Source organism: Caballeronia sp. M23-90, from assembly GCF_053574605.1.
The window spans coordinates 1-5,057 of sequence record NZ_JBSIPA010000466.1 but is presented as its reverse complement, the minus strand read 5'-3'; the positions used below and the strand labels follow the sequence as shown (position 1 = coordinate 5,057).

The 5,057-nt window shown below is 61.4% G+C and carries 5 protein-coding genes; 3 read left to right on the top strand and 2 right to left on the bottom strand.

Features of this window, described 5'->3' with window-relative positions:
• Positions 1–566 (bottom strand): DnaJ domain-containing protein (locus ACRXB1_RS30075; RefSeq protein ID WP_449494113.1); only part of this gene is annotated, 566 nt, incomplete at its 3' end.
• Positions 567–676: 110 nt separating this feature from the next.
• Positions 677–1,390, bottom strand: coding sequence for a TetR/AcrR family transcriptional regulator (locus ACRXB1_RS30070; RefSeq protein WP_449494112.1), 714 nt, complete (start codon positions 1,388–1,390; stop codon positions 677–679).
• Between the two features lie 109 nt (positions 1,391–1,499).
• Here ACRXB1_RS30070 and ACRXB1_RS30065 point away from each other — a divergent pair, with 109 nt between their 5' ends.
• The 3 genes from ACRXB1_RS30065 to ACRXB1_RS30055 form a co-directional block, all read left to right on the top strand.
• Positions 1,500–2,624, top strand: a complete 1,125-nt coding sequence (locus ACRXB1_RS30065; protein ID WP_075360359.1) for an HlyD family secretion protein — start codon at positions 1,500–1,502, stop codon at positions 2,622–2,624.
• A 2-nt stretch (positions 2,625–2,626) separates the two neighbouring features.
• Positions 2,627–4,156, top strand: coding sequence for a DHA2 family efflux MFS transporter permease subunit (locus ACRXB1_RS30060; RefSeq protein WP_062001089.1), 1,530 nt, complete (start codon positions 2,627–2,629; stop codon positions 4,154–4,156).
• Positions 4,146–5,057: TolC family protein (locus ACRXB1_RS30055; protein WP_449494111.1), on the top strand; the 912-nt coding region annotated here is incomplete at its 3' end. The genes ACRXB1_RS30060 and ACRXB1_RS30055, both read left to right, overlap by 11 nt.

Sequence of the window (5,057 nt, the reverse complement as noted above, 5' to 3'; positions counted from 1 at the left end):
TCGGCGCCGCCCTGGCCAGCGAGCCGGAGGCGCTGGCCGTCGAGAATGCCTTTCGGAATCGATACATCGAGCGTGCGGGTTTGATAAGTGACGCGTCCGTGGTCATCGACGGATGGCATTTGCAGCGTAAAAGTCCGCTGCGCGCCGTTGTACGTGTCCTCCAGGCTCACCGATACCCGCGCGTGATGGTCCTCGCCGCGCCAGTCGAACGATTGGGAGCGCGGCGCATGGCGTTGGCGCGCACCGAAAAGATCGCTGAAGAAGTCGTCCGTATCCTGCGCGCCGCCGGCTCCCTGATACTCGAAACCATCGCTGACATCCGGGCGCGGACGAATCTCATCGCCATCTTTGAGACCCGTGCCGAGGGCATCGAATGCGGCGCGCTTTTCCGCGTCTCTCAGCACCTGATACGCCTCGCCTACCTCCTTGAAGCGTGACTCGGCGTCCGCGTCCTTGTTCAGGTCCGGGTGAAACTTGCGCGCGAGCTTGCGATGCGCAGTCTTGATTTCCGCCTCGGTGGCCGTTCGCGGGACACCCATCACGGCGTAATAATCCTTGTATTTCATGGTTTAGCCTGTTTCTTCTAATCGATAGACCCACACTGACAAGGTGACCTGCGGCCCTGACGGCAAGCTGTCTCATTAATATACAAGTATGTGCCCAAGCCGTCGAACGCTTACAGAAAAGCGTGCAGCGCGTCGGCCGCCACGAAAAGCGCGACCGTCTGCTTCACATGCGAGCGGATATCTCCGCGGATTTCATCGAGGTCTTCACCCATCAAGCCTCGCATTAGCATCGGGGAGACGATTGCATCCAGGAGTTGGGTTGCCAACGCGTGCGCGTGCCGTTTGTTCGCGGCCCGTGTGCGGGCGTCGAGGGAGCGTCCCGAGTGTTCGGCGATCATGGTCGCCACCGCTTCGACTGCGCGCGACCTGCCGGCGTCGCTCGTGAGTTTCGCCAGCGATGGAAACCGCGGCGCATCCGCCACCACCATCCGTATGAGCGCGATCACTTCGTCGCTCAGCAAGCGCGTGACGAGCGTCTGCGTCACGGCAACGAGCCGTTGCGGGAGTTCCGCCGATTGCGGCGCGTCATACACGAGTTGCAGACTGCGTTCGCAGTTGCGCTTGACCACTTCCGAAAACAGCGCTTCCTTGCCGCTATAGCGGCTGTAGAGCGTCGCCTTGCCCGCGCCCGCCGCCTCGGCGATACGTTCAAGCGATGCCCCGCCGAACCCGTGCTGAAGGAACATGGCCGTGGCGGCATCGAGGATCCGCTCTTCGACGTCGCCCGCCATTGCGTTCGACGGACGGCCTTTCTTGCGCGAGAAGATCGACCTGATCGGGCAGGGCGAGACATCTGCATCAACACTTTTCGGGGTGCGGCTCACAACTGTTCCTTCGCTAATTACCTGACCGGATTATCGCAGGCTTTTTGAATAGAACGATACCGTTCCGTTCTATTGTAGAATGCATCTCAATATTATTTTGGAGAATGCAATGGCCGGAAGTGAAAGCGAAAACAGTACGCCCTCCGGCGGCGAAAAGCCCGAAGGCGACGACGCGCAAACAAAGGGGCAGGAACAGGAAACATCCAAGCCGATGAGCCCGGGGCGCAAGCGCCTGAACGCGGTGATCGGTGGCGTGGTGCTGCTGGTTTGCGTGGTTGCGGGCGTGGCGTACTGGCTGCACAGCCGGCATTACGAAAGCACTGACGACGCTTTCATTGACAGCAATCAGAGCCAGATCGCGTCGCAGGTGAGCGGGCGGGTCATCGAACTGCTTGTAGCCGATAACCAGCATGTCGAGAAGAATCAGCCGCTCTTGCGCATCGACCGGCGCGACTTTGAAGTGAAGCTCGAACAAGCCGAAGCGCAGGAAGCCAATGCCGTGGCGCAAGTCGCGCAGGCGCGTGCCGACCTGCTTTACCAGACGGCGAGCCTGGCGCAACAGATCTCGCAAGTGCGCGTGGCGCAAGCCGACCTGACGCAGGCGCAGCAGGACCTGACCCGCTTCACGGGAACGGACCCCGCCGCCATCACGCGCCAGCAACTCGAACAAAGCCAGGCGACGACCAAGAGCGCGCTTGCCAAGCTCGACAGCGCAAAACAGGCGGTCCAGGCGGGCGAGGCGCAGGTTGCATCGCAGAAAACGAAGATCGATGCCGCGCTGGCGTCGGTGCGGCAGAATCATGCCGATGTCGACAACGCCAGGCTGCAACTGAGCTACACGGAAGTGCTCGCGCCGCAAGCCGGGAAGGTGACGCGCCGCACCGTGAACCTCGGCAACTACGTCACGCCCGGTCAGGCGCTGGTCGCGGTCGTGCCCGACGAGATGTGGGTCACCGCCAACTTCAAGGAGACGCAGCTCGTTCACATGAACGTGGGGCAAGCGGTCGATGTCACCGTCGATGCTTATCCGGACACTGTCCTTCACGCGCACGTGGAAAGCCTCCAGCGCGGGACGGGTTCGGTGTTCAGCAGCCTGCCCGCGGAAAACGCGACGGGTAATTACGTGAAGGTCGTGCAGCGCCTGCCTGTGAAGATCGTCTTCGATGGCGACGACTGGCGTCATCTGCCGCTCGCGCCCGGCCTTTCGGTCAGCCCACGCGTGACGGTGCGATAAGCATGGCCACCACTCACGTAGCGTTGCCCCGGTCGGCGGCGGGGCCGTTCAACCCGTGGCTGATCGCGGTCATCGTGTCGATTGCGACCTTCATGGAAGTGCTCGACACCACCATCGCGAACGTGGCGCTCCGGCATATTGCCGGCGGACTGGGCGCGAGTCTCGACCAGAGCACGTACATCACGACCAGCTATCTCGTGAGCAACGCGATCGTCTTGCCGATCAGCGGCTGGCTCGCAAACGTGATCGGCCGCAAGCGGTTCTACATGATCTGCGTGTTGCTGTTCACGGTCAGTTCGGTGGCGTGCGGATTCGCGACCTCGTTGCCGATGATGATCGTCTTTCGCGTGCTGCAAGGGCTTGGCGGCGGTGGACTGGCGCCTGTCGAGCAAAGCATTTTCGCTGACACGTTCACACCCGAAAAACGCGCGATGGCATTCGCGCTGTACGGCTTCACGGTCGTCACGGCACCCGCCATCGGACCGATGCTCGGCGGCTGGATCACCGAGAACTACTCGTGGCACTGGGTGTTCCTGATCAACCTGCCGGTGGGAATGGTGTCGCTGGTGCTCACGTGGATGTTCGTGAGCGACAGCAAGCTCGTGCAGCAGGAGCGGCGTGCGCTGCTCGATAAAGGGCTGCGAATCGACTATCTCGGGTTCTTCCTGGTGGCGGTCGGTTTCGGCTGCCTGCAGATCGTGCTCGACAAGTTCGAACGCGAGGACGGCTTTTCATCGAACTTCATCTGTTCGTTTTCGGCGGTCGCGTGCGTTGCGCTGATCGCGCTGGTCATTCGCGAACTGACCGTGGCCCAGCCGATCGTGAACCTGCGGCTTTTCAAATCGCGGGCGTTTGCCATCAGTTGCAGCGTGATGTTCGCGTTCGGCTTCATCATCAACAGCACGACGCAGATCCTCCCGCAATTCACGCAGGAACTGCTGGGTTACGACGCAACCAATGCCGGTTTGACGCTGGGTCTTGGGGGCCTCGTCACGCTGTTCTTCATGCCGATTGCCGGCGTAGTGACCGGGCGCGTGTTCCAGCCCAAATGGCTCGTCATGATGTCGCTCGCGGGCACCGGCGTCGCACTGCTTCATACCGCCGGGCTCAATCTGAACATCGGGTTCTGGGATGTATCGTTGTCGCGGCTTTATCAGGTCATCTGGCTGCCGTTCCTCTTCATTCCGCTTTCGACCGTGCAGTTCATCGGCATTCCGCCGAAAGAAAACAACAACGCGTCGGCGCTCATCAACATGATGCGCAATCTTGGCGGCAGTTTCGGTGTGTCGCTGGTGACAACGCAGCTCGCGTGGCGGGACCAGTTCCACCATGCGAGGCTTGCCGAGCACATCACGCCATACAACGGCTTTGTCAATTCGCTCGGATCGATTGCCAGCAGGGTCGAGCAGCAGGCGTCTGTCTTGAGTTACCTCGATGTGTTCATCACGCTGGGCGTCATTTCGCTCGTGCTGTGTCCCATCTGTTTGTTGTTGCCGAAGCTGCCGAAGGGGGCACAGGTCAATGCGCATTGATTATCGATGGATTCCGTTTGTCGTCTTCCTGTCCGCCTGCACGATGGGGCCCAACTTCGAGCATCCCGCGCTGCAGACGCCGCAATGGTCCCCGCCGGCCAAAACTGACGACACGAGCTCGGTTGCGGTACCCGAGCCGATCGATCCGCTGTGGTGGAACAGCTTCGGCGATCCGCTTTTGACGGAGCTGGTCAAGCGCGCTATAGACAGTAATCTGGATATCAAGGTCGCGGCGGCACGGGTCGCCGAATCGCGTGCGCAACTTGGGCAGGCGAAAGCGGATGAGTTCCCTACGCTCAATGGCAACGCGTCATACACACGCGAGCTTCAGAGCGCCGATGGTGTCATCGGTCTGCTCGGGGGCAGCGGGTCGCCATCGGCCACTGATACAAATGGGCTCGGTGGACGGCAGGGCGGTGTGCCGACGCAATCGACGGGAAGCGCACTGCCGCCGTTCAACCTGTTCCAGTATGGCTTCGATGCATCGTGGGAACTCGACCTCTGGGGCCGCGTCCGGCGCACTGCAGAAAACGCGAGCGCCACCGCCGATGCCCAAAACGAAGCGCGGCATGACGCGATCGTCTCGACTGCTGCCGAAGTTGCCCGCGATTATCTGAATCTGCGCGGGACGCAGGAGAAGCTGCGGATCACGCGAGAAAATCTGGCGTTCGCGCAGCGCACTGTGGAACTCACGAACGAGCGCGCGAAGCATGGACTCGCCACGGATCTGGATGTTGCCAATGCTCAGAGTCAGGCTGAATCGAACGCCGCCGATATCCCGCAGCAAGAGCAGCAGGAAGCGAAGCTCATCAACGCAATTGGGGTGTTGCTCGGCGAATATCCGCAAGCGCTTGCGGCGCCATCGGCACGGCCGACGCGGGCGTCAACTGCGCCGCAAGCA

Bases quoted from the DNA above. Each gene is read 5' to 3' on its own strand.
- ACRXB1_RS30060 (WP_062001089.1), top strand. From the start codon at position 2,627: ATGGCCACCACTCACGTAGCGTTGCCCCGGTCGGCGGCGGGGCCGTTC.
- ACRXB1_RS30065 (WP_075360359.1), top strand. From the start codon at position 1,500: ATGGCCGGAAGTGAAAGCGAAAACAGTACGCCCTCCGGCGGCGAAAAG.